This window comes from Rhodococcus gordoniae (assembly GCF_001646655.1).
Classification (GTDB): Bacteria; Actinomycetota; Actinomycetes; order Mycobacteriales; family Mycobacteriaceae; genus Rhodococcus; species Rhodococcus gordoniae.
On sequence record NZ_LPZN01000042.1, the window covers coordinates 1 to 2,023 of the forward strand.

The 2,023-nt window shown below is 65.7% G+C and carries 2 protein-coding genes and 1 pseudogene; 2 read left to right on the top strand and 1 reads right to left on the bottom strand.

What is annotated here, in order from left to right:
• The first annotated feature begins 324 nt into the window (after positions 1-324).
• Together A8G18_RS15565 and A8G18_RS15570 are read left to right on the top strand one after the other, a co-directional pair.
• Positions 325-1,245 (top strand): pseudouridine synthase, encoded by a 921-nt coding sequence (locus tag A8G18_RS15565; protein ID WP_064064580.1) that lies wholly within the window; start codon positions 325-327, stop codon positions 1,243-1,245.
• A gap of 28 nt (positions 1,246-1,273) precedes the next feature.
• Positions 1,274-1,780 (top strand): SRPBCC family protein, encoded by a 507-nt coding sequence (locus A8G18_RS15570; protein ID WP_064064581.1) that lies wholly within the window; start codon positions 1,274-1,276, stop codon positions 1,778-1,780.
• Positions 1,781-1,784: 4 nt separating this feature from the next.
• Here the strand turns inward: A8G18_RS15570 and A8G18_RS15575 are convergent.
• Positions 1,785-2,023 (bottom strand): annotated as a pseudogene (locus tag A8G18_RS15575) (flavodoxin domain-containing protein); the annotation flags it as partial.

Sequence of the window (2,023 nt, forward strand, 5' to 3'; positions counted from 1 at the left end):
GGTCGGCCGAGGCCGTCCCGGCCCCGACTCCCGTGAACACGAGGGCCAGTGGAAGTACCACCGCTGCCACCAGTAGCCGAACGAGAGCGCGTCCCCCCCGCCGACGTGTTCCGGTCTTCGCCGAAATCGTCACAACAAGCTCCCCTTGCACTCCAGTAACATTCTTCACTTCCGTCCCAGGGTATCGACGGTGCAGAAACCTTAAGCAGGCTTGCACACAATCGTTATCGTGGAAAGCCCGGCCGTGTTATCGACGCGGCTTCGGCACGTTGTCGACACAGCGTCGGCACCGGGAATCCCGCGGTGCGACTAACCTGACGATCCGTGCCCGACGCTCCCCTCCCCGTTCGCGACGGCTTGAACCCCACCCGCCTGCGACTGCCGGAAAATGCCAGCTGGGAGACCATAGCGGAGTTCCTGGCGGCGCGCTTCCCGAGCGATACGACCCGAATTGCGGAGAAGATCGAATGCGGCGAAGTGGTCGTACAGGACGGAACTCCGATCACGTTCTCCACGCCGTACACCCCACGCGAATTCGTGTATCTCTACCGTGATCCTCCGGTCCAGCCGCGCGTCCCGTTCGAGATCGACATCCTCCATCGGGACGAGAACCTGCTCGTGGTCGACAAGCCGCACTTCCTGGCGACCACACCTCGCGGCTCGTGGGTGACGGAGACGGCCCTGGTGCGGCTGCGCACGGAACTGGATCTTCCCGAGTTGTCCCCCGCTCATCGGCTCGACCGGCTCACGGCGGGCGTACTGGTGTTCACCGTCCGGCGCGAGGCGCGACGCGCGTACCAGACCCTGTTCGACCGGCGTCTCGTGGAGAAGGAGTACGAAGCGATCGCTCCGGCCGCACCGCATCTCGACTTCCCCCTCCACGTACGCAGCCGCATCGTCAAGGAGCGCGGCGTCCTGCAGGCACGCGAGGTCGAGGGTCCTGTCGACGCGGTGACGCGGATCGACGTCGTGGCCACGGCCGGCGACCGTGCCCGTTACCTTTTGCGTCCCCGCACCGGCAGGACGCACCAACTCCGTGTCCACATGAACTCGCTGGGAATCCCCATTCTCGGCGACAACCTCTATCCGGAGGTGTACGAGGTTGGGGCACAAGACTATTCGAATCCACTGCAGTTACTGGCGCGATCGGTGTCGTTCCACGATCCCATCACAGGTCGGTCGACCCGCTTCGTAAGCCGACGAAACCTGGCAGCATGGGGTAACAACACGCCAGGACCCCGCTGACCGGCGAGTTCTCGTCTTGGAGGTTCCCATGGATATCGGCATCATCTCGCGTACCTACGACGGGAGGGTCGCTCTTCGGTTCCAACGCTCGTTCCCCTACACCCCCGAGAAGGTGTGGAGCGTTCTCACCGATCCCCAGCACCTCCGCGCCTGGTTCCCTGCCGACGTCGAATTCGAACTCACGCCCGGAGCGGCACTCGAATTCCGATCCACACAGGAACAGACCCGGCGTTTCGGACTCCCGGAAGGACACACCACCACGGGCAGCGTCCTCACGGTGCGCACCGGACGGATCCTGGAATACCTTTGGGACGCCGATGTTCTGCACTGGGAGATCACTCCCGACGGCTCCGGCGGGTGCTGGCTCACCCTCACCCACACCACCGACGACGAAGAGGACGCCCTCGCGCACGGCGCAGGCTGGCACGCCGGGTTCGAAGTGGTCGAGGCCCAGTTGGCGGGACGCCCGGTCGACTGGTCGATCTGGGACCGCGCCGCCGAACTGAGTTCGCACTACCGGGGCGATTCGGACTGATCCCCTAGCGTCGCGCCCCACGCTGCGCGGGAGCCGATCCGACCCGGTCGAGATCGTGTTCCCGGCCGGCCGTCCGCGCGACGATCCGCGCACCCCACGCTCCGATCGCATCCCAGTCCCGGAAATCACCGGAGGGGGCGCCGAACATCCTGACGACCATCCGTTCGCCGGTGCCGAGCACCGCCGGATCCAGCTTTCCCGGGAAGGTGCGATGCTCGCAGGCCCCGACGCGTTCGGCGACGG